This is a genomic window from Terribacillus sp. DMT04 (assembly GCF_019056395.1).
Taxonomy (GTDB): Bacteria; Bacillota; Bacilli; order Bacillales; family Amphibacillaceae; genus Terribacillus; species Terribacillus aidingensis_A.
On sequence record NZ_CP077639.1, the window covers coordinates 661873 to 684450 of the forward strand.

28 protein-coding genes and 1 other annotated feature are annotated in these 22578 nt (G+C 40.6%); of the genes, 19 read left to right on the forward strand and 9 right to left on the reverse strand.

Going from position 1 to position 22578, the window contains the following annotated elements; translation table 11 throughout:
- Positions 1-16 precede the first annotated feature (16 nt).
- From KS242_RS03605 to KS242_RS03615, 3 genes are all read left to right on the forward strand, one after another.
- Positions 17-823, forward strand: coding sequence for an HAD-IIA family hydrolase (locus KS242_RS03605; RefSeq protein ID WP_217323052.1), 807 nt, complete (start codon positions 17-19; stop codon positions 821-823).
- On the forward strand, positions 820-1965 hold the full coding sequence (locus KS242_RS03610; protein ID WP_217323053.1) for a family 43 glycosylhydrolase: 1146 nt from the start codon (positions 820-822) through the stop codon (positions 1963-1965). The genes KS242_RS03605 and KS242_RS03610 overlap by 4 nt, the downstream gene beginning before the upstream one ends.
- A 147-nt stretch (positions 1966-2112) precedes the next feature.
- Positions 2113-2538, forward strand: coding sequence for a DinB family protein (locus KS242_RS03615; protein WP_217323054.1), 426 nt, complete (start codon positions 2113-2115; stop codon positions 2536-2538).
- A gap of 144 nt (positions 2539-2682) precedes the next feature.
- Here the strand turns inward: KS242_RS03615 and KS242_RS03620 are convergent, their stop codons facing one another.
- Both KS242_RS03620 and KS242_RS03625 read right to left on the reverse strand, forming a co-directional pair.
- A complete protein-coding gene (locus tag KS242_RS03620; protein ID WP_217323055.1) occupies positions 2683-3933 on the reverse strand; it encodes an MFS transporter in 1251 nt (416 codons plus the stop codon).
- Positions 3934-3950: 17 nt separating this feature from the next.
- A complete protein-coding gene (locus KS242_RS03625; RefSeq protein WP_217323056.1) occupies positions 3951-4931 on the reverse strand; it encodes a sugar phosphate isomerase/epimerase family protein in 981 nt (326 codons plus the stop codon).
- A gap of 219 nt (positions 4932-5150) precedes the next feature.
- On the opposite strand from KS242_RS03625, the gene KS242_RS03630 reads away from it, so the two are divergent.
- Together KS242_RS03630 and KS242_RS03635 are read left to right on the forward strand one after the other, a co-directional pair.
- Complete coding sequence (locus KS242_RS03630) at positions 5151-6035, forward strand: SIS domain-containing protein (RefSeq protein WP_217323057.1); 885 nt, start codon at positions 5151-5153, stop codon at positions 6033-6035.
- A gap of 22 nt (positions 6036-6057) precedes the next feature.
- Positions 6058-6969 (forward strand): ribokinase, encoded by a 912-nt coding sequence (locus tag KS242_RS03635; RefSeq protein ID WP_217323058.1) that lies wholly within the window; start codon positions 6058-6060, stop codon positions 6967-6969.
- A 372-nt stretch (positions 6970-7341) separates the two neighbouring features.
- Here KS242_RS03635 and KS242_RS03640 read toward each other — a convergent pair whose 3' ends face one another.
- The 3 genes from KS242_RS03640 to KS242_RS03650 all read right to left on the reverse strand — a co-directional run bounded on the left by KS242_RS03640 (position 7342) and on the right by KS242_RS03650 (position 9598).
- Positions 7342-8688 carry a serine hydrolase domain-containing protein gene (locus tag KS242_RS03640; protein WP_217323059.1) on the reverse strand — a complete coding sequence of 449 codons (1347 nt, stop codon included), beginning with the start codon at positions 8686-8688 and terminating at the stop codon, positions 7342-7344.
- A 77-nt stretch (positions 8689-8765) separates the two neighbouring features.
- Complete coding sequence (locus KS242_RS03645; protein ID WP_217323060.1) at positions 8766-9266, reverse strand: hypothetical protein; 501 nt, start codon at positions 9264-9266, stop codon at positions 8766-8768.
- Positions 9266-9598 carry a PadR family transcriptional regulator gene (locus KS242_RS03650; protein WP_217323061.1) on the reverse strand — a complete coding sequence of 111 codons (333 nt, stop codon included), beginning with the start codon at positions 9596-9598 and terminating at the stop codon, positions 9266-9268. The genes KS242_RS03645 and KS242_RS03650 overlap by 1 nt, the downstream gene beginning before the upstream one ends.
- Before the next feature lie 153 nt (positions 9599-9751).
- Between KS242_RS03650 and KS242_RS03655 the strand changes: the two genes are divergently transcribed.
- The 3 genes from KS242_RS03655 to KS242_RS03665 all read left to right on the forward strand — a co-directional run bounded on the left by KS242_RS03655 (position 9752) and on the right by KS242_RS03665 (position 10980).
- On the forward strand, positions 9752-9970 hold the full coding sequence (locus KS242_RS03655; RefSeq protein WP_217323062.1) for a hypothetical protein: 219 nt from the start codon (positions 9752-9754) through the stop codon (positions 9968-9970).
- A gap of 16 nt (positions 9971-9986) precedes the next feature.
- The gene (locus KS242_RS03660) at positions 9987-10157 is read left to right on the forward strand and encodes an N-acetyltransferase (protein WP_217323063.1); all 171 of its coding nucleotides are present in this window, start codon (positions 9987-9989) and stop codon (positions 10155-10157) included.
- A 301-nt stretch (positions 10158-10458) separates the two neighbouring features.
- Positions 10459-10980 carry a DUF421 domain-containing protein gene (locus tag KS242_RS03665; RefSeq protein WP_217323064.1) on the forward strand — a complete coding sequence of 174 codons (522 nt, stop codon included), beginning with the start codon at positions 10459-10461 and terminating at the stop codon, positions 10978-10980.
- Here KS242_RS03665 and KS242_RS03670 read toward each other — a convergent pair.
- Positions 10977-11954 carry a potassium channel family protein gene (locus KS242_RS03670; protein WP_217323065.1) on the reverse strand — a complete coding sequence of 326 codons (978 nt, stop codon included), beginning with the start codon at positions 11952-11954 and terminating at the stop codon, positions 10977-10979. The two genes, KS242_RS03665 and KS242_RS03670, sit on opposite strands and share 4 nt — an antisense overlap.
- Before the next feature lie 141 nt (positions 11955-12095).
- On the opposite strand from KS242_RS03670, the gene KS242_RS03675 reads away from it, so the two are divergent.
- Both KS242_RS03675 and KS242_RS03680 read left to right on the forward strand, forming a co-directional pair.
- Positions 12096-12605 (forward strand): DUF3231 family protein, encoded by a 510-nt coding sequence (locus KS242_RS03675; RefSeq protein WP_217323066.1) that lies wholly within the window; start codon positions 12096-12098, stop codon positions 12603-12605.
- A gap of 175 nt (positions 12606-12780) precedes the next feature.
- The gene (locus tag KS242_RS03680) at positions 12781-13413 is read left to right on the forward strand and encodes an FMN-dependent NADH-azoreductase (RefSeq protein WP_217323067.1); all 633 of its coding nucleotides are present in this window, start codon (positions 12781-12783) and stop codon (positions 13411-13413) included.
- Between the two features lie 76 nt (positions 13414-13489).
- Here the strand turns inward: KS242_RS03680 and KS242_RS03685 are convergent, their stop codons facing one another.
- A complete protein-coding gene (locus tag KS242_RS03685) occupies positions 13490-13858 on the reverse strand; it encodes a winged helix-turn-helix transcriptional regulator (protein WP_097042923.1) in 369 nt (122 codons plus the stop codon).
- A gap of 121 nt (positions 13859-13979) precedes the next feature.
- Between KS242_RS03685 and KS242_RS03690 the strand changes: the two genes are divergently transcribed.
- From KS242_RS03690 to KS242_RS03700, 3 genes are all read left to right on the forward strand, one after another.
- A complete protein-coding gene (locus KS242_RS03690) occupies positions 13980-15050 on the forward strand; it encodes an LLM class flavin-dependent oxidoreductase (RefSeq protein ID WP_217323068.1) in 1071 nt (356 codons plus the stop codon).
- Positions 15047-15613 (forward strand): NADPH-dependent FMN reductase, encoded by a 567-nt coding sequence (locus KS242_RS03695; protein WP_217323069.1) that lies wholly within the window; start codon positions 15047-15049, stop codon positions 15611-15613. Before KS242_RS03690 ends, KS242_RS03695 begins: the two co-directional genes overlap by 4 nt.
- Before the next feature lie 195 nt (positions 15614-15808).
- Positions 15809-16453 carry a hypothetical protein gene (locus KS242_RS03700; protein WP_217323070.1) on the forward strand — a complete coding sequence of 215 codons (645 nt, stop codon included), beginning with the start codon at positions 15809-15811 and terminating at the stop codon, positions 16451-16453.
- Positions 16454-16788: 335 nt separating this feature from the next.
- Here KS242_RS03700 and KS242_RS18185 read toward each other — a convergent pair whose 3' ends face one another.
- Entirely contained in the window at positions 16789-16914 is a 126-nt protein-coding gene (locus KS242_RS18185) for a hypothetical protein (protein WP_256444523.1), read from the reverse strand.
- Between the two features lie 160 nt (positions 16915-17074).
- Here KS242_RS18185 and KS242_RS03705 point away from each other — a divergent pair, with 160 nt between their 5' ends.
- Positions 17075-17293, forward strand: coding sequence for a DUF2306 domain-containing protein (locus KS242_RS03705; protein WP_256444524.1), 219 nt, complete (start codon positions 17075-17077; stop codon positions 17291-17293).
- Here KS242_RS03705 and KS242_RS03710 read toward each other — a convergent pair.
- Entirely contained in the window at positions 17290-17463 is a 174-nt protein-coding gene (locus tag KS242_RS03710) for a hypothetical protein (RefSeq protein WP_217323071.1), read from the reverse strand. The two genes, KS242_RS03705 and KS242_RS03710, sit on opposite strands and share 4 nt — an antisense overlap.
- Before the next feature lie 132 nt (positions 17464-17595).
- Between KS242_RS03710 and KS242_RS03715 the strand changes: the two genes are divergently transcribed.
- The 5 genes from KS242_RS03715 (at position 17596) to yraA (ending at position 22572) form a co-directional block, all read left to right on the forward strand.
- The gene (locus tag KS242_RS03715; protein WP_217323072.1) at positions 17596-17784 is read left to right on the forward strand and encodes a hypothetical protein; all 189 of its coding nucleotides are present in this window, start codon (positions 17596-17598) and stop codon (positions 17782-17784) included.
- A 140-nt stretch (positions 17785-17924) separates the two neighbouring features.
- Positions 17925-18722: a 2-keto-4-pentenoate hydratase gene (locus KS242_RS03720; protein ID WP_254391798.1), complete on the forward strand. Its 798-nt coding sequence runs from the start codon at positions 17925-17927 to the stop codon at positions 18720-18722.
- Positions 18723-18794: 72 nt separating this feature from the next.
- Positions 18795-19020 (forward strand) — a binding site (T-box leader).
- Between the two features lie 78 nt (positions 19021-19098).
- The gene (locus KS242_RS03725; protein WP_217323073.1) at positions 19099-20445 is read left to right on the forward strand and encodes an amino acid permease; all 1347 of its coding nucleotides are present in this window, start codon (positions 19099-19101) and stop codon (positions 20443-20445) included.
- A gap of 143 nt (positions 20446-20588) precedes the next feature.
- The gene (locus KS242_RS03730) at positions 20589-21941 is read left to right on the forward strand and encodes an amino acid permease (protein ID WP_371747591.1); all 1353 of its coding nucleotides are present in this window, start codon (positions 20589-20591) and stop codon (positions 21939-21941) included.
- Positions 21942-22062: 121 nt separating this feature from the next.
- Positions 22063-22572, forward strand: coding sequence for a cysteine protease YraA (yraA, locus tag KS242_RS03735; RefSeq protein ID WP_217323075.1), 510 nt, complete (start codon positions 22063-22065; stop codon positions 22570-22572).
- The last annotated feature ends 6 nt before the right edge of the window (positions 22573-22578 follow it).

Consider the following 22578-nt stretch of genomic DNA (forward strand, 5'->3'; position numbering starts at 1 on the left):
AAAGGAGGCGACTGCTATGACGTATTATCAGGAGCTGGATGCTATTTTATTTGATTTGGACGGTACCGTATGGAAGGATTTCAAGCTAATTGACGGAGCTGCAGAGACGATACACACCTTGCAGGATGCTGGTAAGCGCGTGATTGGATTGAGTAATCGAGGTACACATTCTAGAACGCAGATTGCTGCTTATTTTCAAGAACAGGGTATTCACTGGGAGAAGGAAGACATTATTATGTCCTCGTATCTTGCGGCTGATTACTTGCAGACACATTATCCGAAGCTGCCAGTTTGGGTGCTTGGCGAAGAGGGGCTTCGAGAGGAATTGCAGGAAGCGGGTTTGACACTTGCTGCAAAGCCTGAAGATGCCGATTGGCTGGTTATTTCTTTGCATATTGGGGTTACGTATCATGATTTGAATCAAGCGTTCCGCGCTGTTATTCATGGAGCGAGAATACTTGCAACAAACCAAGATCCTGTTTTTCCAGGAAAGGACGGTCTGCAGCTCGACGTCGGCGGTTTAATCGGTGCCATTGAAGCATCAACAGGGAAGAAAACCGATATTATCGTCGGTAAACCATCACACTTTATGTATCAGAAAGTCATGCAGCAAGCAGGCAGCGAGCCCGAAAAAACAATGATTGTCGGCGACAGCTTGTCATCAGATATAGCTATGGGTGCTATGTTTGGGTTGAAAACAGCATTAGTGCTGACCGGCAATACAACAAAGGAGCAGGCAGCTATTTCGAGCATCAAGCCCGATATCATTCTGCCTTCCATTAAAGAACTTCATTCGCTTAAGAAGTTGGAGGAGATAAGATGAAAATCGTCAGTGTTGATCCAATTGAAGTACGTGTTAAACAAGGAGAAACGATCGAATTGCCGACAGCAGTTGATGTTAAAATTGAAGAAGGCGTACAAGCTGCTTATCGTGTCAGCTGGCCGGAGTTACCTGACACGAGTAAGACTGGAGCGTATGATATACAAGGGGAAATGGTAGTAGAAGATTATCCGGAGCCTCTCATTGCCCAGCGAGCTGACCCTTATATTTTGAAAGCAGATGACGGATTCTACTACTTTACTGGTTCTTACCCGAAGTATGACCGAATCGTTCTGCGCCGTGCCAAGACAATAGAAGGATTGCGAGAAGCTGAAGAGCATACAGTATGGCGTGCGCACGAATCTGGTATTCTGTCAGAACATATTTGGGCTCCTGAGCTGCATCATATTAACGGTAAATGGTACATACATGTTGCAGCAGGAGACAAGGATGATGTGTGGGCCATCCGCCCGTATGTATTTGAATGTAGTGGTGATCCGCTACAAGATGAATGGGCGGTAAAGGGAGCCATCAATACTGAATTTCAGAGTTTCTCACTAGATGCAACAACGTTCAATCATTTTGACAAACAGTATCTTGTCTGGGCACAAAAAACAGAGAACGACACCATTTCCAATCTTTATATTGCTGAGATGGAGAACCCCTGGACTATCAAAGGTGAACAGGTGCTGCTTACCAAGCCAGAGTACGACTGGGAGAGGGCGGGTTTTGATGTGAATGAAGGCCCGGCGTTTCTCCGTCGTTACGGCAAAGTGTTTCTAACCTTTTCCGCAAGTGCGACGGATGACCGTTATGTTATGGGACTCCTGTATGCGGATGAAAATGCTGATTTGCTAGATCCCGCTTCTTGGACGAAAGTACCGGAGCCTGTGCTGACGAGCTCAGTTGATACTGGTCTTTACGGTCCAGGGCACAATAGCTTTACGGTGACAGAAGATGGCTTTGACCTGCTCGTCTACCATGCCCGACCTTACAAAGAGATTGAAGGCAACCCGCTTTACGATCCGAACAGGCATGCCCGTGTACAGCGTTTCTTCTGGAAAGATGAGATGCCGTATTTCGGCGAACCAGGGTATAAGACAGATATAGCAGTAGTGCCAAAAGCGAAAATTATAGTAGAGTAACGAAAAGTCCCTGCATGTACGTACAGGGACTTTTTTGTATGCAGCAAAGATTGCGTTAAATGCTAGTGACTTAACTTTCAAAAGATTGTTTGTAGTGATAATATATTCTATATATTGTCACTTGTGAATCTAAGGAGTTGAGTCAGTTTGTTTCCATATCGTAATGATGTAAGAAAAATTTTAATACCTTATTTACAGCAGCTAACCAATGAACAATGGCAGGCTAATGCCTATCATAATAGTATTTCCTGGGTAATCGAACATATGGCGCAAACAGAAGATTACTGGGTTTTTCAAGTTGGACTGAAACAAAATAGCAGGATATTGAACGGTCAGGATCCTTTAACCAACTATACACATATTAGAGAAGAAACAGACAAGGTTTTACATGCTTTGCAAGAGGAAGAGTGGGACCGATTAGTTGATGTACCTAATTTTTCGGATGGCTGGCGGCCGCCGTCTGAGCCGACAATGCAGTGGCTATTCCACCATGTTTATTCACATGAAGCGTATCATGCGGGGCAAGTTGGTGTGATTGCCAGGTTAAATGGATTTAATGGACCGTTGTTTTAAGTAGCGCAACTCATGTGTTATCTGGAGGTGATGAGGATGTTTCAAGTGGAAATATTGAGTTAGTTTCTAACTAGAGACAAAAAAGAGCTATTGTTAAACAGCTCTTTTGTCCCTCAGAATTGCATGTGACACAAGTAACAACAATTATTTAATATTTACGTTATCTGTTGTTAGCCTGTCTGGCTTGTCTTTTTGTAGTTCTTCAGGTGTTTTGAGGAATGGTGTTAAGATTGCACTCAGGACATAGAAACCAGCGTAAATAAACAATACACCACCAGCACCTAATGAACTGAAGAATAAACCAGCTATAGCGGGTGCTAAAAAAGTACTTAAACCTGCTCCAAGATTTAGAATAGACATAGATGCCCCTTTGTTGTCAGGGGATAGCATAGGGAATAATGCTGATAGTGGTACAAATCCTGCCATCGTAATCCCACACAGGCTTAAGACAATCGTCATAACAAGATAGTTATGGCCAATTAGCTGCGGAGTGAAGTATATCATTACCAGTACAATGGCATAACCAACCCCACCAACCCATTGAATGGTATTTCTCCAGCCAAATCTGTCTCCCACATAACCAAAGAATAAGTTGGCAAATATTGCAACGGTAAAGACGGTAGACCACATTTGCAGCCACTCTGTGGTAGAGTAACCAAATCCTAATAAATAGATAGGCATAAACACAGCAAGTCCATACTGTGCCAGACCATTAATTGTCTTCACAATAAGCCCTAAAGAAATTTCCTTTTGTTTAAGTATTGTAATCCCTTTCATAAATTCCGAGAGTGTAAATGGGTGTATTTCACTGGCAGGTACTTTGTCTTTATTAGCGTATATAGCCAAGAAAGCCCCAATGAATACGAAAATTAAGGATGACCATAAGGTGTTGACATGTCCGATTACAGGAATAGACAACGATGAGTAGAAGGGACCTAAAACACTTAGTCCAAGTGAGAACATAAACCAAAACCAACCCACTGCCGCTCCTCTGCTTTCCAAAGGGGAGCTATAGTTTATCCAAATTAAAAAGGAATATGCAAAGAGAGGGTAACCCAATCCTCTTAAAGCATAGAATGGCAGCATGACAGCTAGATTTAATTCATAAACACCTAGGCCGATGAATCCAAGACTTCCAATAATAAAAGCAATCAGCCCAATTACCATCGCTTTACGAGGTCCCATAGTTTGAACAAAGATACCAGATAGCCAAGCGGAAAGAGCAACAGCTATACCATAAACGGTGAGCAAGAGGGAAGCGCTCTCAATGCTCATCCCTCTTTCTACTAGATAGGGTGAAATCCACGCCTGCTCAACGCCGTCTCCAAGCATAAATATAGCTAAACCAATATATCCCCACAACAAATTTCTTGGTAATCCTATTTTATTCCACATTTTTAAAGCTCCCCTAATTAAATATTAGTAAGTGTCTGCTGCTGTGTAAAAGCGTATAAAAGTTTTTGAGCTTCCAATGCATTTTCATTCCGAATGATTTCTTCCACCTTTTCTAAACCGAAACGTTCAAGAAACGAGTCCAAGGCTTTGTATATTTTAATATTTTGTTCACATTCTGCCACTGGATCCTCACGAAGTGGAAAAGTATCAAAGTATATAAGACCATCATAGTTATAGCGTTTTGCATAGTAAATAAATTCTAGCGTTTGCATAAAATGCACAGAACCTAGCATTAAACCATCATCATTGTCCTTATGTCCGTCATTTAAATGGAAGCCCATCAGTCTGTTCTTTCGAGCTGCGAGAGCCAAAGAGTAGGCTGGGTTTTCCTTAGTCATTAGCATATGGCAGAAATCAAGAGTAACACCCATATTTGGAGCTCCGACATCGTCTAGTAACATGAGAGTAGTTGAAATATTTCCAATTAAAGAGAATGCTCTTGGCTGATAAGGTTTATATTCAAAACTAATTTTATTATCTGGATATCTAGAAGTTATGTGTTTTAGGGCGTCAACAATTTTATCGTATGCTTTCTCGTAATCCATTTGGAAAGCATAATCGAAGCCGTCATTCGCTAGCCATATTGTCGTGACTTCGCCGCCAAGTTCGTTGCAAACTTCGATAGCTTCCATTGTTTCCTGGATAGCTTTCTTTCGAATCTGTGAATCTGGGTTTGCGTATTCCCCAAATGTATAGTGATTTTTGAAACGCAGTGCTATTCCGCTTACTTGGATTTGTTTTTCTGTTAAAAAGCTTTTCACTTCTTCAACAGTAGTATTCTCAAAATGTTCAGGGTAGTTTAGTTCGACGTGAGTTAGGCCATCCACTGTTACCATCCTTGAAATGTAGTCAAATACTGTTAGTGATTTTGGATCCACACTTCCAAAGAAGTTTTCTGGCTGTGTTTTAAAAGAATTAAGGCGAGTAGAGAATTTCATTTTGCACACTCCTTTTTGTTGTTGAGGGAAGGTTCAACTTAATCGGATTATAAACAGGGGATTACTGATAAGTAAATAAGAATGAAAAAACTTGACTGAGAATATTTTTATTTGCGATCTTTAGGGATATAAATTTTATTTTAGTAAAATATAAAGTAAAATATTGAAACGCTTTCAAAGTGATAGTAGAATGAGGTGGAAGGAAGGGAAGGTTCGACAATGCATGCAGATAAATTGAAGGGAAAAGAAATAATTCTCTACGCTCGCAGTCTCTCGCCATCGTTAAGTAAAAAAGAGAAGCGTATTGCAAATTTTATAAGTAATCAGTATCAGGAACTAACTAATATGACAATTAGTAATTTGGCTAAACACTTACAAGTGAGCGAGTCTAGCATTACAAAGGTATGCAAAAAGCTACGCTGTGAGGGTTTCTACGAATTAAAGCATGCAATTACTGAATATGTAGCTAATGGTGAAGAGAGTATCAGTGATGAATTACATGAAGACTTCATCCATACAGATGATAACGATAATATTCTTGAGAAAGTATTTCTGTACTCTATGATTGCTCTACAAGATACATTAGCAGTGATTAATCGGAGTGCGCTAAGTAAAGCTATTGCTGCACTTCAGTCACTGAAAGGTGAAAGTAAACTTATTTTGGTTGGGAATGGCGGATCCGGTATTTTATGTGAAGATTTTCAGCATAAATTACTGAAAATTGGCATCTTTTCCGTTCTATATAGGGATTCGCACATGCAGTTGATGGGAGCGTCTTTGGCCAAGCAAGGAGATGTTGTCGTTGGCGTATCTCATTCAGGTACTTCGACGGATGTAATTAATATTTTTAAAGCAGCACAAGAAAATGGTGCGATGACAATTTGTGTCACGAACCATGTGATGAGTCCAGTAACGGAATTCTCTGATGTTGTTCTTCATTCTTCTGCGCGTAATTCTCCTATTACGGGAGAAAATGCCGCTGCTAGAATTGCACAGTTGAATATCTTAGATGTTCTGTTTACAGCACTAAGTTTACATCGACAAAATCTCTCCTACAAAAACTTATTGAAAACACAAGAATCTGTAAGTTCACATAGAACCTGAGAAAAACCGGAGGTAAAAATGGATGACAAAACAAGTAGCTGTAATTGGTAGTTTAAACTATGACATTATTGTTAAACAGCAGCGTATGCCGTATAAAGGAGAAACCTTCATTGCAGATACGCTGGTACAAGGTCCGGGAGGAAAGGGAGCAAATCAAGCTGCCCAGTGCGCTAAATTAGGTATGCCCACCATAATGGTTGGGAAGGTGGGACAAGATAGATTCGGTGATGCACTGGTTGGTTCGCTTACTGCCATTGGGGTAGATACATCATATGTCAAGAGAACCGGATCAACTGGGCTTGGGATAGTTCATGTCATGCCGGACGGAGACTATTATAGCTCGATTATTAAAGGCGCGAATGAGTTGATAACAATACAAGATATTGATGAAATTGTTGGAGATTTAATGAATGCAGCTTTTATTATCTTACAACAAGAAATTCCGCAGCAGGTAACAGAATATATAATTAAACGCTTTAAAGATTCGGAGACTCAGATAGTTTTGAATAATGCACCTGCTTGCCATATACCGTCTGATGTTTTACGCGGCGTTAACCTACTGGTTGTAAACGAATCGGAGGCTGCTTTTATGACAGGTAAATCTATCACTACAATAGAAGAAGCCTCAAGTGCAGGAAAAAAATTGCAGGAAATTACAGGAGATACAGTAATTATCACCTTAGGAAAAGAAGGATCCATAGCTGTTAATAATGAGAAGAATGAATATTTTGCGGCAAAAAAAGTAAAGGCTGTAGACGCAACAGGAGCAGGAGATTCCTTTATTGGAGCACTGGTATATAGCTTGTCCAAAGGCCAATCGCTAGATGAGTGTATGAAATTCGCTACAGAAGTTAGTGCAAAAACAGTGATGAAAGAAGGAGGACAAGAATCATTTCCAACAGAGAAAGAATTAAGAAAAGGGTTAGTTAGATAATGTATCGGTTATAAGTATGTGCTGACTTACTTATAAAGAAGTATAACGTGTACAGGGTTATCCAGACTAGAAAGTATCATAAGCCAGTTGGTGTAAGAGCAGTACAATATAGTGTAAAAGATAACCTGCAGGATGAAAAAGTTGCCCCGGTACATGACGAATTATATAAGATAAGCCCCTAGAGTTTGCGATCAATATTATGTTGATTGCTACTTTTTGGGGCTTTTTCTTTTATGAGAAATCTTGGAGAAGGAGCTCTGGAAAGATAGCCAGCGTCTATGAAGCAAGCGTATCCGTATATAGATGAGATTGCTCTGGTGGTGAATATTAATCACCATTTTCTTGGTAAACGAGTTTTTTGTCAGAGACTAATTATGTTCCGAGCTCTTTGTGTTTTCTAGCCGGTTGATTAAAATAAGTAACAATGCATATTATTCCGTGCAGGCATAAGAGACCAACGATCGTGATTATAAGAAAGGCTAGGTCTGGAGCGAATGCAGATATAGAATGCCAAGGCGATTGCGAGCTATAGATAAGGATGGGTATAAGCAATGAACTACAGATTAAGGATAGGAAACCACCTATAAGTACCGGCTTTTTCTTCTGATACACCTTTCTTCTTATTATTAAGAATATTGACCAGAGCAGGATTGCTGCCATAATAAAGCACAAAATTAATTGAGTGGACGGAAAGTAACTGGGGATCCTTTCAGGCTCGATTCCATGCATGATGTCAATAATCCCTTCTTTTAAAAGAGGGAGAGAAGTTTCTTCAAGAATATGATTTTTGTTAGTTAGAATTACTGCTCCCCAATCTTCTTCGGGGAGGTAGAAAAATTCTGCGTGTGCATCAGGAGTCGAGCCGGAATGCCAGATTATATCTTTTCCTGAATCAAGCTTGGTGTGGCGGAGTCCATAGCCATAATACACTTCTGATTCTTTCTTATATAGTTTTTCAGTGTATTTGTTCAAGATAGGAGAACTCTTGCCAGAGAATAGTTGGATAAATTTTGTCATATCCTCTGCGCTGGAGGTGATACTGCTATAGGCAGCGCCACTGTTGTCATATGGGACTGTGCTTTGTACTGGAAAACCGAACCATGATTGATAACCAACGCGATACCCAGTGCGATTGGCTGAATCTTTATCGGCTGCAGTGTGTGTCATATGTAGCGGTGAGAAGATTGTGTGCTTCATATACTCCGCAAATGTTTTATCGGTTACTTCTTCTAAGATAGCGCCCAAAATTAAATAATTCGCAGCACTATATTGATGCTCGGAACCCGGATTATTTGTCAGCGATATAGTAGAAAGTCTTTGAACGATTTGTTTTAATTTTATCTGTTCGGCAATCCCCTGATCAGCAACTTTTAGCCCGTCATAACTGCTAATGCCGCTTGTATGCGTCAGCAGATGGCGTATGGTTATATGATCCTCAGCTCCGTTGAGCTGCAGCCATGGCAAATAATCACTTATGTAGTAATCTAAAGAGAGCTTCTCCTCACTGATTAGTTGTGCAATTGCCAGTCCTGTGAAAGATTTGCTAATGGAACCTAGAGCAAAGGGAGTTTGGTTAGTGACACGCTGCTTATCTTCTCCGGCAATGCCCCAGACATGCTCATACATTACTTCCCCTTGTTCTACGATAGCTATAGCTGCTCCTGGTATCTTCTCTTGTTCAAAATAATTATCTGCGTAGTGCGTTAACTTTGACTCCATATTAGATGACGCTGCAACTGGGGAGGCAGAGAGAGCAAATAAAATGATAATAAGTGAAAAAACAAAGGATCTTTTCATCAAGATATAAATTTACCTTTTCTATAGATGGATAGAACTGTTAGAGACGTTATCGCTGCTGCAGAGATTAAACTGATGCTAATGAGCATGCTATTCCACCAGAGATTATCAGAAATGCTATAGAGTAAATTATAGTTAAAGTTTGTATGTTGATATGCTGGACTGAAGGTTTGGGTGAGACACATTGTTAAAATAAGCTGGGATAGCAGGTAAGTAACTGTAAAGGAAAAGAGTCCTATAAAATAATAACTTTTTGGAAATGAGGCTTTCTGAGGTGATACAAATTGTACTTCATTTAACTCGCAGTATTCTGTGACAAATTCAGCGGGTGTTTCCAAGTCGTCGAAAGGATCAATACCGTGTAAACGCGATTCTTCTATATGTTCCAATAGCTGCTGTTTGATAAAGAGAACTTGTTCCTTTTTCGCTTTCCTAGTAATTAGTTCACGAGATATGTCATCCAAGTACATCTTTTCTTTCTCTGTCAGTTCCATCCCCATTACAACTCCTCCTCATTATAGATGAGTAAAGCCTTTATATTGGTCTGTAGTTCTTTCCACTCTTTCATGATATTTTCTAGATGTTTTTCCCCTTGGTGATTAATCGTATAGTAGATGCGTGCTTTACCACTATCAGTGATTTCGCTGCTCACATCCACCCATCGTTGATCTTTTAATTTGGTGAGAATGGGATAGATGCTGCTTACTCCTTTCAGTTTTAAATCGTATTTCTCCAATTCTTTCATGATTTCATACCCATAGCTTTTGTGCTTCTTCAATATGGACAAGACACACATTTCTAAGTGACCTTTAAGCAAACTTGTTTTGTTCATAAAATAAGATTATTACAATTATATACTTGAATCAAGTATATAATTGTATATTTTTTTGAAAAAATTAAAATTAAAGTATAATCATTTTTATAATAGAATTTACTTGCATCCATAAAATTTAGTTCATCAAATCTATTGAATGGAGAATTAGACATGAATCTAACTCGCTTTCAAGAAGAACATGCACACTTAATTGAGACGTATACATTGTCAGATGAGCAGCTGCGTTTTACTGGGCATCCAATTGAAAGTATCGCTTTGTGCCGAGCGGATCCGAATCGTCATGCTATCTTGGGTATTGAAGATGCTGTACTGGTGACTTATTTTGTTCTTCATGAGCAAGAGGGTGTGTGTTCAGCGCTTTTCGGCTAACCCTGCAGCTATCCTTTTGCGGACTTTTTCGACGGATTATCACTGCCTTGAAAAAGGATATGGAAAAGGAACGCTGGAACAATTGCCAGCGTTTGTGCGGGAAGCGTTTCCGCATATTGATGAGATTGTTTTAGCGGTGAATGAAGGAAATGCATTAGCCCGCAGGCTTTATGAAAAGGCAGGCTAACAGGATACTGGCCGCCGAGTGATGGGTAGTAAAGGAATGCTTGTTGTAATGAGCCACCCTGTATCCCACCCTGTATCATGTTTAACTCTGCAGGCAAAGGAAGAGGAAGAATAGTAAAGCCAGCCAAGCTGGCTTTTTTCTGTTTCTGCGTGTATGTTTTTCACTTAGACAGGCAAGTTAAAAAGAAAATAAGCTGCAGAAGGTGATTCAATTGGATTTAAATGTTATATGGAAATCTATCCTCATTATAATCGTCGGTATCTTGCTTATAAGGTTCTCTGGGAGAAGGTCTATCTCCCAAATGACAATATCCCAGACTGTTATCATGATCTCAATTGGGACATTACTCATCCAGCCAGTCAGCGGGAAAAATCTTTGGGGTACTTTTGCGATTGCTGCGCTTTTAATTGTAACGCTAATGATTCTGGAATTTGTTCAATTAAAATGGAATAAAGCAGAATCCTTCTTCACTGGCAAAGCTAAAATTGTCATTGAGAACGGACAGCTGGATATAAAAACCCTAAAAAAATTAAAACTATCTGTTGATAAGTTAGAAATGCGACTCCGGCAGCAAGGAATTGCATCCATTCAAGATTTAAAATGGGCTACCGTCGAGCCGAGCGGCCAACTGGGCTATATGCTGAAAGAAAACAAGCAGCCTGCAACAAAAGAGGATGTGGCTGCGTTGTATCAATTGATGAAAGGGATGCAAATTGGTGAACAAGCTGAGTCGGATTTAGCAAACGAACAACCTGCAGCTTCTAATTTGTTTTCCGAAATTGATGGTAGCCACCAGCCAGATCATTCTCAGCGCTTGAATTAAGTTGGCCACTCCCTGGCATTTAAATGGACTAACGAAAGAAGTTTTTTTCTATGATCAGATTGTTGTTGTTTTCCTTGCGCTTGTTGAACAGGTAAACCCTTTTCACGTAGGTCCGTTAAGTCAGGGGCAGGAGCTTCTTCAGTCTTATCAGAAACAGAAATTAAATCCAATGTGTCTAGAAATGTAAGAATAGACGAACGTGTCTGTTTTACAATGACGGGGTTTGGCAATGTCTCTTTTGGAAGGTGATGTTCCATCACTTGAAGTGCGTCATCCAAAGCTGCAATAGCCAAAGCAGCAGATTTGCTCGAATCTTTATTGAAGTAATAGTGCAGAATTGGATAAGCATTATACTGTGTACTTAATGTAGATAAATTAGAACTTATTATACTGAGCGGTTTATCTAAATGATGAAGATCATTCCCGTTCCAGGCTGTCAGAAGAATCTCGGTACCTGTCTGCCCGATACTTAACACATCTTGTGCGAAGCTTCGTTTGCTGCTCACCGCACTAACTACATTAATTAGATATGTTACAGCGAATGTAATGGAAATCATGCCAGATGCAGTTATGATAATTGCGATCACTTTCCATATATCACCACTGGGTGTCCAATTTCCGCTGCCTAAAGTAAAGAATGTATAACCAACATAATAGATTCGGTCGATAATGCCAGCATTTCCTTTATGCTGACTATTTGAAAGGATATCTGGATTACTGGTGATTAAGCAGAACCATCCTGCCAGGAACAGAAGAATCCAGCTCATTACAGTTGTAACGAGCAGCATTGGTCCAGCAAGACTCAGTACCGTTTTATTGCTTCTGCTCCCTTTTCTGAATAAAGTCCATATACTGCTTGTCAGCTTGCTCGTAATTGGACCTGCTCCGCCTTGTACCCAGAGAGTTGTCCAGACGAAATCTAAAATAACAAGTCCAATTAGGGCGATGCCTAGAATAATCAACAATACTTCCATTACCGTCATCTCCTTTTACTGCCTAATACCTGCTTGCATATACGTTTAAACATCTCTACATAAACTTGGCAGAACAGGTCATTCTAATAATGTGCAACAGAAAGGCGGCACTGAAAGATGAATATATTTAGGAGGATGACGATGGGAATCTTGAGTGGAAATCCGCAAGACGAGCCGTTGCATTACGGGGAAGTTTACGGACTATGGTCTTTCGTTTTGACAGGCAATAAGATGATTGCAAATCATCAAATGCTGTTAAACCATGTAGGCGATGACGACTTGAAAAAACTTATGGTAGAAGCAATTGACGGAGCAAAAGAAGAAGTAAAACAAGTATCGGAAATTTTGCGGGCGAATGGTATTGCCTTACCGCCGTCTGCACCTGAACCGCCAAAAGTGGAACTGGAATCTATTCCAGTTGGTGCACGATTTATTGATCCTGATGTAGCAGCAACTGCTTCAGCTGGTGCAGCTGCAGGTCTTGTGGCGTGCAGCACAATGATGGGACAATCTATTCGAGAAGATGTTGGTTTGATGTTCGGACAGTTCCATACAAATAAAGCAATGCTAGGTGCAAAATTCCTGAAGTTATTGAAGGAAAAAGGCTGGCTTATGCCACCGCCGCTGCATCAGCCAACTAAAGAAGGTTAACCAAAAAAGCAGCCACAAAGGCTGCTTTTTTGCTGTTATTCTCCAATAGTATCATTTAAGATACTATGCCACTTTTAAGTGCGTACTTGTTGTTTTAACTAAAAAACATAATAATAGGCACTAGGGGATTTAGGGGAATACGATTCCAGATTGAGATAATATGGAGGTTTTACAAATGAACGTATTAGTAGTTAAAGCAAATAATCGTCCAGCTTCTGAGGCGATTTCAAGTAAAATGTATGAAACATTCATGCAGGAAATAGAAGGTGCAGAAAATCTTTCTGTTACTACTTATGATGTATTCGCAGAAGATACACCATACTTCGGACAAGAATTGTTCGATGCTTTCGGTAAAGTACAAAACGGTGCTGAACTGAATGATACAGAGCAGCGTCTATTGGCTGCTAAGCAAAAAGCAATGGATTTGGTTACAGCGGCAGATGTTGTTGTATTCGCATTCCCACTATGGAACTTGACAATTCCTGCTAAATTGCAGACTTTCATCGATTATGTATATGCGGCAGGCTTTGCATTCAAATACAGTGCAGAAGGCAGCTTAATTCCATTGATGACAGACAAGAAAGCAATCTTCCTTAATGCACGCGGTGGCGTTTACTCTCTACCAGAAGCTGCACCAATGGAAATGTCTCTTAACTACATGCGCAACGTATTCGGCGGCGTTTTCGGTATGGAAATCATCGATGAAGTTGTAATCGAAGGCCATAACGCGTCTCCTAATCAAGCAGCTCAAATCATCGAAGATGGTCTTGGACAAGTAAAAGAAGCAGCAGCACGCTTGAAAAACTAAGTATAATAAAAAAAAGATGAACTGGAGACAGTTCATCTTTTTTTTATGCAGAGGAAATCAGTTGCTCTTTATCTTTTTATTTGGCTTCCGCTTGATTATTTCTTTTTGTTTGCTTATGAATTGTATGATTTGCTCCCCATACATGCATGGCATGCAAAATGGGCTCCAGGCTTGTGCCGTAATCTGTAATCGAATACTCCACTTTCGGAGGCACTTGAGCGTACACTTTGCGCTCGATAATGTCTTCTTCTTCTAGCTCACGAAGCTGGTTTGTCAGCATTTTCTGTGTGATTCCGGGTAAACTACGTTTCAGTTCATTAAAACGCTGCGTTCCATTCTTCAGCAGATGAAGCAAAATGACCGGCTTCCACTTTCCGACTAAAATGCCAAGTGCATCTGTCACTTTACACATTTCCGGTACAATTTCTTCATTATAATCGCTCATCTCTTATCCCCCGATTCTACAGTATCCTTTTCTATACTATACCACTTTTAAGTGCGTACTTTCCAATAAGTGAGCTTTGGTGGATAATGGCTGTAAGATAAAAATTAGGGAGACAGATTTTATGGAAAATTATCGTATTGATCCAAGTAAAGGTATAGAGTTTGGTATTTACACATTAGGTGATCATTTAGCCAATCCGCATACAGGAGAACGAATTTCTGCGCAAGAAAGGGTGCAGCAGTTGGTGCGCTTGGCTCAGTTAGCAGATCAAGCTGGTCTCGATTTCTTTAGTGTCGGGGAAAGCCATCAGCCCTATTTTGCATCGCAGGCGCACGCAGTTATATTGGCCGCAATTGCGCAAGCGACGGAGAAAATAAAAATCGGCAGTTCTTCAACAATTATTAGTACATCTGATCCAGTACGGGTATATGAGAATTTTGCTACGCTTGATTTGTTATCAGGCGGAAGAGCTGAAATTGTAGCTGGACGTGCTTCGCGTATCGGATTATTTGAATTGCTCGGTTATGATCTACATGATTACGAAGCACTGTTTGAAGAGAAATTCGACTTGCTATTGCAGATCAACCAGGAAGAGGTTGTAAATTGGCGCGGAGAATTCCGTAAACCATTGCGTAACGCACAAGTGCTTCCGCGTCCGGTGAATGGCTCATTGCCAATCTGGCGAGCAGTAGGGGGAACACCAGCGAGTGCGATCAAAGCTGGTTATGCCGGCGTACCAATGATCACTGCCATGCTTGGCGGACCTGCAAGTGTATTCAAGCGAACAATTGATGCATACCGCGAAGCATTAACAGCACGTGGATTTGACGCAACACAGATTCCAGTAGCAACAACAGGCTTCTTTTACGCAGCAGAAACAACACAAGAAGCTCTGCGTGACTATTATCCACACATCAATGAGGGTATGAAGAAAACAAACGGGCAAGGATTCCCGAAACAGTTATTTGCACAGGCGCAAGATCACCGCAGCATCATCAATGTCGGCAGCCCGCAGCAGATTATTGAGAAGATTCTTTATCAGCACGAGCAATTCGGTCATCAGCGCTATTTAGCACAGCTTGACTTCGGCGGCGTACCGTTTGAGAAGATGGAACGTAATATTGAGCTGATTGGAACGGAGATTTTGCCGGCAATTAAGAAATATACGAAGCAAGGAGGAGCAGATGCATGAAGGTAGTAGGCATAGCAGGGTCAATCGTCGGATCAAAAACCAAAGCAGCGATGTCATTACTTTGGGAAGAAATGCTCAAAGCTTATCCGGATGCAAACCATGAGCTATTAGATCTGGCGGATTATGAGCTTCAGTTTAGTGATGGAAGAAACTATTTAGAGTACACAGGTGACACGGCATATGTGACGCAAAAGCTGATGGAAGCAGATATTCTGTTTATTGGTACACCAATTTTCCAAGCTTCCATACCAGGGACATTGAAAAATGTATTTGATCTTTTGCCTACGCAGGCATTTCGCGACAAAGTAGCAGGTATTGTTGTTACGGCAGGCTCAGCAAAGCATTATCTTGTTGCAGAACAGCAGCTAAAACCAATTTTGTCTTATATGAAAGCACATATCGTAGCATCGTATGTATTTGTTGAAGAAAAGGACTTCCTGAATGGAAAGGTCATCAATGACGACGTACATCTCCGACTTCAGCGATTGGCAGAGGACGCGTTTGACTTAGCAGAAGCACAAGCAAGCGTGCGTGAGAAAAAAGAAGCAGCATATGATTTTTAAAGAAACTAGAAGAGGCAGCTGTCTGAAAAGATGGCTGCCTCTTTTTGTTGCTGCAGGTAGGTAATGCAACTTCGGACTTGTATATTGTTAAAAATAACCATATATGTATAAAGCAACTGCGTAGTTCTTTATAATGAAGGGAGGGGATTGTAGGTGGTCTATAGGTAGTCTAGAAATTATAAAGGAGCGGGTATCTTGAATACGTTTCTAAAGGTTATTCTTGGAATAATAATTGGGGCAGTTGTAATCATTGCTTTTCTGGCAGTTTCTTTTATAACCGAAATGTCTCCCGACAGTGAAAAAGAGGAAGCGATCAAGAATAAAGCCAGCGGTTATCTGAATGAGAACTTTAGCGAGGACTTTGAGATAGTTGACACTTTATATGATAATATGGGGAACTTTGAATTCGAATACGCCGCGAAAGCTCGTAGCACAAACAATGGCATAGAATTTTTCATATATGAAGACGATGACACCAGGAAGCTAATTGATACCTACGTGTCTGATAAATGGAGGGAAGAGCTGGAAAGTGATATTCGAGTCTATCTAGAAGAAAATTTTACAGATGTGCATGATTATTTCGCTCTGTTTGATAATGAGATAGGGAAAAAATTATCAATAAAATCTTCTGAACCGGGAAGCTATAAAGAGCATGAAGTCTCACCACTTATCCGTATAGATGTGGCGCGCGAGAAAGAAGAACAAGACGATGAGCATTTTAATGCGTTTGTCTCCTATTTAAAAGAGGAGGGTATTTTAGAACACGGTACCGTTATTTTTTCCTATGTAGCCGAAAGCGGGGCTATTCTGGAACAAGAAGACTGGAGAAAAGAGTTTTAAACACAGCGTAATCTTCTTTGCTGGTACATCATTAAGTGTTATCTGTCTTATTTTTTATTTGTCTTATCCTGATAGGATCAATACCAAAATGGTTCCTTCTTAGTTAACCCCACTAGGTTCTCTGTGGGGTTAATTAAGAGAAGGAACCACTGGTATATATCGGGAATATGGAAATGGAACAATTGTTGATACTCAAACCGAAGCGGCTACAGAAGTATTAAAATGTATACAATGCTAATTCTGCCAACCTGCTATATGTATCTTAATATGACGTATTTGTAATGAATGACAAATATAAGTGACGCAAAATCTACTATTATATGTAGGAGAAACATTTAGGAGTAGTAAAAATGAGAAAGCTCTAAGTGAGAAGCGGCAGCCAAATACAGGATAGTCGCACCGCCAGGATCACCTTTTCTGAATGGATACAGACTCGATATGTACTTCTGGAGTAATGTCATATTGTTCACCCTCTCGTCATGTACTTGTCTTGCTTTTATTGTAAGAAAATAGGGAGTGTGTTGGTAGAGGGGTATTTTGTAAGGTTTTGGTAGATTGTGTCGATTGCTGTCTGAAAAATAAAGCGTTATCTGCATTAATGGAAGAGAATTTTGACCAAAGGTGCGAGAAAAAATAGTCCAGCATCGGCGCTGGACTATGGTGAATTACAGCCTAACATTTGCTGCTGTAACACTGCGAATATGGCTGGGGTTATGTATGCTTGTTTTCGGGCTCCAGCAATATGACGTGTATTATGCCTACACAGCTTGGCTCTGCTGGGTTCCAAATCTGCTGTTTATCCTAGTATATCTTAAACGGAAAAAGAGTAATGTGTGCTAAGGTTTAGGTCGCTTTGATTTCTTACTAGGTACGAAATAGGAGCTGGCTCCAAGCAAAATAGCTCCGACCATTGCCATTCCAACACCAATAATTGTGTTCGTAAGTGATAAATAGATGCCGCCAATTAGAATAAAGGTGCCAACAAGATGCAAGAATATATGTTTTTCCATCATGATCTCCCTCTGTAGCAAGCTGCTATACCTCAAGATTACTAAATAGTTTGATAATAAGCAAATATGTGTTTAACCGTGTTGACTTTGGGTTATTTAATTAAGAAGGTAAAATCAAAGGAGGCACTATTCGTGCAGGAAAAGTTTGATGTAGAGTTTACATTTGTCGGCGGAGAGAAGTATACATTCACAGATTACCAGTCTGGTTCCTATGTGCATGTAGTGAACGAGATAAAAGCTAGTGAGAATGGCTGGTTCGGAGTAGCTGGCGAAGTTGTCAATCTAGCGAATGTGACATCTGCGAAAGTAATAGAAAAATAAATATGAAGGCATCTATCGAGGGGTAGATGTCTTTTTTATGGCCAAAAACTTATAAACATAAGGAAAAACAGCTGGCAATGACCTGGGAGGTGTACTATAATTCTATAAAATCTGATTATTTAGATAAAAGGGGAGAGGGCATGATGGCAGAACAGGTGAAACAGGTTACGAAAGAGCAGCTAGCAGCACAACTCCTAGAAGTGTATGAAACGAAGCAAGCGATCGATTTCTTTAGCAAAGTACATAATCTTTCAATTGAAGAATCGTATGCTGTACAGCACGTGTTTGCAGCTAAAAGAACAGAGCAGACTGGAAAAGAAATAAAGGGATATAAAATCAGCATGACAAGTCCTGGTACACAGGCTTTATTCAATGCAAGCGAACCGGCATTTGGAACATTATTTGAAGATACGTTATATAGAGGTGATACGGAGCTAGAGCTAGCTTCGATGCTTTCACCGCTGCTGGAGCCCGAGGTTGTATTCGTTCTGAAAGATGATTTAAGCATCGGAGCTAAGGAAGAAGAGATTTTGGAGAAAAGCATTCTTCATGCAGGGATAGAAATACCGGATTCCAGATTTGCTGATTGGTTCCCGAAATTTCAGTTGTCTGATTTAATTTGTGATAATGGTGTTACCGGAAAAGTTGTACTGGCCGCAGATGGAAGAGATGATCTGACACTAGAGGAAGCTGCGCAAATTAAGCTGACACTTACACAAGATGGGGAGCAAATTGATACGGGCTATGCAACAGAGGTAATGGGGAACCCAGTTTCATCCGTTGCGTGGCTGACGCAGAAACTGGCCGAAAAAAATCAATATTTAAAGAAAGGCATGGCAATAAGCTCCGGTACATTTCTATCTCCGATTCCATTAGCAAGAGGTATCTTTAAAGCTGATTTTAGTCTTATAGGTCAGATAAAATTGGAAATCAACTAATTTGTAAGATATATTGACAAGCTGTTCTGCGGCGCTTATAGTTAGGATTATTAATTTGGTCGAAATATTTTAACAAAAGCGACGAATGGGAGTAGTAGAGGAACAGACACAGCTGACAGAGAGCTGCGGATTGGTGGAACGCAGCCTGTGTTTTCCTCGAACTCACCCTGGAGCAGCAAAGCTAACGGTAAGATTCTTAGGTTTTGACGAGTTACCTTCGTTACAAGGTGAAAAGCGGGTTCTTTAGAACCAACGAGAGTGGTACCGCGGAAAGCACAAGAAGCCTTCCGTCTCTTTTCCATCATATATGGAGAAGAGACGGAAGGCTTTTTTTCGTTAGAAGCTGAAATGAATTTCTTAAATGGAGGTAAAGATGATGAAAAAAGAACAACATGGACTGAAGCGCACCATGACAGCGCGCCATATTATGATGATGGCATTAGGCGGTGCAATTGGTGCAGGGCTCTTCAAAGGCTCAAGCTCAGCTGTTGATTTGGCAGGACCTGCTGTTATATTTGCATATCTGCTAGGCGGCATTATTCTATTATTTGTTATGCAAGGTCTTGCTGAAATGGCAGTACAAAATAAAGATGCAAGAACATTTCGTGATCTGGTCCAATCCAGTATCGGTAAGTTTCCAGCTTTCTTCCTTGATTGGATTTACTGGAAGATGTGGGTATTAAATATTGCTGCTGAAGCTGTAGTTGCGGCAATCTTTCTGCAGTATTGGCTGCCAGATTACCCGGTTTGGCTTTTGACACTCATTGTCGCAGTGCTTGTGACAGCTGTTAATTTATTCTCTGTAAAAACATTTGCCGAGACAGAATACTGGCTGGCATTGATAAAGATAAGTGTTATTATTTTGTTCATCTTGGCTGGTATTGTATTGCTGCTTGTATCCTTCGGAGATCATACAGCACCCGGCTTTTCTAACCTGACAGCTCATGGCGGATTTCTGCCAAATGGAGCAGGCGGTTTGATTTCAGCGATGTTGGTCGTTATTTATTCATATGGCGGAACAGAAATTATTGGTGTCACATTAGCTGAAACAAAAAATCCGGAGAAAGTTGTACCAAAAGCAGTTCGCAGCACGTTAACACGTATTATTGCTTTTTATCTGTTTCCGTTTTTTATTATTGTAAGTCTAATTCCTTGGAATGAAGTGAACGAATCGGCAGTAAGTCCGTTCGTACTCGTCTTCCAGCTTGTCGGAATTCCCGGTGCGGATCATGTGATGAATGCTGTTATTCTTCTGGCAATTATTTCGTCCATGAACTCTGGTTTGTATGGTTCATCTCGCGTTCTTTACACGCAAGCATTGGACGGAAGGATTTCCAAACGTTTCGCTTGGCTTTCCCAACGGCAAGTACCGGTCGTTTCGATACTTGTTTGTACGTCTTTCTTATATGTAGGGGTTCTTATTTCACTCTTTATCGGCAGTAAGACGTTTGATTACTTGATGGGGTCCCTTGGGTACACCGTCTTGTTCATTTGGCTGATTATCTCTTTTGCACATTTGAAATCGAGAAAGAGCCAGCCTGATAAGCGCACCTATTATGTCAAAGCTTTTCCGGTGACAACGTGGCTTGCGATTATTGCGTTGCTGCTCATCTTAATAGGTGTGATTTGGACAACAGCGGTAGTTATTACTGGGATAACATTGGTTATTTATCTCATTATTATTGGGGCGTATGTCCTAAAGAGACGCAGAAATAAGATTTAATACACATACGATATAGTAAGGTTTAGAAATATTTGATTATTGCACCCCTCTAGCTGTTTCGATACTATATAATAGTATACTTATTTTGAGTCAGGGCTTTTTATATGTTCCATACTCGAAATGAAGAAGAGGGGAGCATAAACATGGCTGAAGAAAAACTAGCCAGAGGATTAAAGAATAGGCATGTTCAATTAATCGCAATTGGCGGTGCAATCGGAACGGGGTTGTTTCTAGGTGCCGGCAAATCGATTCATCTAACTGGACCATCTATTCTTTTTGCCTATCTGATTACCGGTATTTTCTGTTTTCTTATCATGCGAGCATTAGGAGAAATCTTGCTTAGTAATTTAGGATACGGATCTTTTGTGGACTTTGTCGGAGATTACTTTGGTGACAGAGCTGCCTTTGTCACTGGTTGGACATACTGGTTTTGTTGGGTTTCCATTGCAATGGCCGATTTAACAGCTGTTGGTATCTATACGAAGTTCTGGTTTCCAGGAGTACCGCAGTGGATGCCAGGATTAATCGCACTTGTCATTTTGCTGATTATGAACCTTGCGACAGTGAAATTATTTGGAGAAATGGAATTTTGGTTTGCTCTAATAAAAATTATCGCTATCTTGGCTTTGATTGTGGTTGGTGTGTATATGATTCTTCGTGGATTCTCCACTGACGCTGGTCCATCCAGCTTTTCGAACCTTTGGGATCATGGCGGCTTCTTCCCGAACGGCGTACATGGATTTATCCTGTCATTCCAAATGGTTGTGTTCGCCTTCGTCGGAATTGAACTTGTCGGGCTGACTGCGGGTGAAACAGAGAATCCGGAAAAAGTTATTCCAAAAGCAATTAACAATATTCCGATTCGAATTCTTGTCTTCTATATTGGGGCACTCATCGTCATTATGAGTATCTATCCGTGGGATGCAATCGATCCGGCCAAAAGTCCGTTTGTACAAGTATTTACAGCTGTTGGAATCGTAGCTGCGGCAGGTATTGTCAACTTTGTTGTGTTAACATCGGCTGCTTCCGCTTGTAATAGCGCCGTGTTCAGTACAAGCCGGATGGTATATTCACTGGCAAAAGAGGATCATGCACCGAAGCCATTTAAGAAATTGAACTTGCGAAAAGTACCTAGAAACGCGCTGTTCTTTTCTATGATTATCATTTTGATTGCAGTCGTGCTTAACTACATCATACCTGAAGGTGTTTTCACGCTGATCACGAGTATATCGACAGTTTGCTTCATCTTCATTTGGAGCATAACCGTGCTTGCTCATTTGAAATATCGCAAAACACGCCCGGAATTGGCGAAGAAAAGCAAGTTCAAAATGCCGTTATCACCCATTTCGAATTACTTAATCTTAGCTTTCTTAGCGTTCGTTGTCGTGGTGCTTGCCTTAGCTGAAGACACACGAATTGCTTTGTTTGTCACACCAGTGTGGTTTATTTTATTGCTGGTTGTTTATCAGATTCGAGTGAAGGCGAAACAATCATAAGATAAGCTAGAAGAAGCTCTCCTCGGAGGGCTTTTTTTAATGGAAGCAATGAGCAACATAATTGAATACTCACAAAAGCTTTTGCTACGATAGTAACAGATTAAAGTAGGAGGGACTATATATGAGTAAAAAGATTGCAGTTTTAGTAACCGACCAATTCGAAGATGTAGAGTATACTAGTCCGGTAAAAGCATACGAAGAAGCTGGGCACAGTGTGGTCAGCATTGACTTGGAAGCTGGCAAGGAAGTTACGGGCAAGCATGGTGAGAAAGTGAAGATTGACAAGGCGCTTTCTGATGTGGATGCAAGTGATTTTGATGCGCTGCTTATTCCTGGAGGCTTCTCTCCTGATTTGCTTCGTGCAGATGATCGTCCAGGTGAATTCGCAAAAGCTTTCGTAGAGAATGAGAAACCAGTTTTTGCTATTTGCCATGGTCCGCAAGTATTGATTGATACAGACTTGCTTAAAGGCAAAGACATTACAGGCTTCCGCAGTGTTCGTAAAGATTTAATCAACGCTGGTGCTAACTTCAAAGATGAAGAAGTGGTAGTAAGCCATAATATCGTAACAAGCAGAACGCCGGATGATTTGGAAGCATTCAACCGCGAATCTTTGAATCTATTGAAATAAGCGAAG

Excerpts from the sequence above, each read along its gene's own strand:
- KS242_RS03605 (WP_217323052.1), top strand. The coding sequence starts at position 17 with ATGACGTATTATCAGGAGCTGGATGCTATTTTATTTGATTTGGACGGT.
- KS242_RS03610 (WP_217323053.1), top strand. The coding sequence starts at position 820 with ATGAAAATCGTCAGTGTTGATCCAATTGAAGTACGTGTTAAACAAGGA.
- KS242_RS03620 (WP_217323055.1), bottom strand. The coding sequence starts at position 3,933 with ATGTGGAATAAAATAGGATTACCAAGAAATTTGTTGTGGGGATATATT.
- KS242_RS03625 (WP_217323056.1), bottom strand. The coding sequence starts at position 4,931 with ATGAAATTCTCTACTCGCCTTAATTCTTTTAAAACACAGCCAGAAAAC.
- KS242_RS03630 (WP_217323057.1), top strand. The coding sequence starts at position 5,151 with ATGCATGCAGATAAATTGAAGGGAAAAGAAATAATTCTCTACGCTCGC.
- KS242_RS03635 (WP_217323058.1), top strand. The coding sequence starts at position 6,058 with ATGACAAAACAAGTAGCTGTAATTGGTAGTTTAAACTATGACATTATT.
- KS242_RS03640 (WP_217323059.1), bottom strand. The coding sequence starts at position 8,688 with ATGGAGTCAAAGTTAACGCACTACGCAGATAATTATTTTGAACAAGAG.
- KS242_RS03645 (WP_217323060.1), bottom strand. The coding sequence starts at position 9,266 with ATGGGGATGGAACTGACAGAGAAAGAAAAGATGTACTTGGATGACATA.
- KS242_RS03650 (WP_217323061.1), bottom strand. The coding sequence starts at position 9,598 with ATGAACAAAACAAGTTTGCTTAAAGGTCACTTAGAAATGTGTGTCTTG.
- KS242_RS03655 (WP_217323062.1), top strand. The coding sequence starts at position 9,752 with ATGAATCTAACTCGCTTTCAAGAAGAACATGCACACTTAATTGAGACG.
- KS242_RS03665 (WP_217323064.1), top strand. The coding sequence starts at position 10,459 with ATGACAATATCCCAGACTGTTATCATGATCTCAATTGGGACATTACTC.
- KS242_RS03670 (WP_217323065.1), bottom strand. The coding sequence starts at position 11,954 with ATGGAAGTATTGTTGATTATTCTAGGCATCGCCCTAATTGGACTTGTT.
- KS242_RS03675 (WP_217323066.1), top strand. The coding sequence starts at position 12,096 with ATGGGAATCTTGAGTGGAAATCCGCAAGACGAGCCGTTGCATTACGGG.
- KS242_RS03680 (WP_217323067.1), top strand. The coding sequence starts at position 12,781 with ATGAACGTATTAGTAGTTAAAGCAAATAATCGTCCAGCTTCTGAGGCG.
- KS242_RS03685 (WP_097042923.1), bottom strand. The coding sequence starts at position 13,858 with ATGAGCGATTATAATGAAGAAATTGTACCGGAAATGTGTAAAGTGACA.
- KS242_RS03690 (WP_217323068.1), top strand. The coding sequence starts at position 13,980 with ATGGAAAATTATCGTATTGATCCAAGTAAAGGTATAGAGTTTGGTATT.
- KS242_RS03695 (WP_217323069.1), top strand. The coding sequence starts at position 15,047 with ATGAAGGTAGTAGGCATAGCAGGGTCAATCGTCGGATCAAAAACCAAA.
- KS242_RS18185 (WP_256444523.1), bottom strand. The coding sequence starts at position 16,914 with ATGACATTACTCCAGAAGTACATATCGAGTCTGTATCCATTCAGAAAA.
- KS242_RS03710 (WP_217323071.1), bottom strand. The coding sequence starts at position 17,463 with ATGGAAAAACATATATTCTTGCATCTTGTTGGCACCTTTATTCTAATT.
- KS242_RS03720 (WP_254391798.1), top strand. The coding sequence starts at position 17,925 with ATGATGGCAGAACAGGTGAAACAGGTTACGAAAGAGCAGCTAGCAGCA.
- KS242_RS03725 (WP_217323073.1), top strand. The coding sequence starts at position 19,099 with ATGAAAAAAGAACAACATGGACTGAAGCGCACCATGACAGCGCGCCAT.
- KS242_RS03730 (WP_371747591.1), top strand. The coding sequence starts at position 20,589 with ATGGCTGAAGAAAAACTAGCCAGAGGATTAAAGAATAGGCATGTTCAA.
- yraA (WP_217323075.1), top strand. The coding sequence starts at position 22,063 with ATGAGTAAAAAGATTGCAGTTTTAGTAACCGACCAATTCGAAGATGTA.